Origin of the sequence: Mesorhizobium sp. M2E.F.Ca.ET.209.01.1.1, from assembly GCF_004010375.2 — a bacterium.
Taxonomy (GTDB): Bacteria; Pseudomonadota; Alphaproteobacteria; order Rhizobiales; family Rhizobiaceae; genus Mesorhizobium.
Genome location: NZ_SADP02000927.1, coordinates 1 through 308, shown reverse-complemented (window position 1 = coordinate 308; position 308 = coordinate 1). Strand labels below are relative to the sequence as shown.

Annotated in this window: 1 pseudogene; it reads right to left on the bottom strand. The window is 63.6% G+C overall.

The annotated features are described in order from the left end of the window. Positions 1-44 precede the first annotated feature (44 nt). A pseudogene (locus tag EN852_RS38530) lies at positions 45-308 on the bottom strand (imidazole glycerol phosphate synthase subunit HisH); the annotation flags it as partial.

Below are 308 nucleotides of genomic sequence, written 5' to 3'. Positions count from 1 at the left end.
CAGGACAATGAGGGGCAGCGCCAACGGTCGGTGCGGATGGCTCATCAGGGCCTCCAGCGCAGGAAATTCGTGATCAGCGCCAGGCCCAGCGCCTGGCTCTTTTCAGGATGGAACTGCGTGCCGGCCAGATTGTCGCGGGCGACCGTGGCGGTCACCGGGCCGCCATAGTCGGCAACCGCAAGGACCTCGTCGGAGTTTTTCGCATCGAGATGGTAGGAGTGGACGAAATAGGCATGCAGCCCGTCTGGCCCGGTCGGAATGCCGGAAAACAGCGGGTGCCGACGCCTCAATTCGATCGTGTTCCAGCC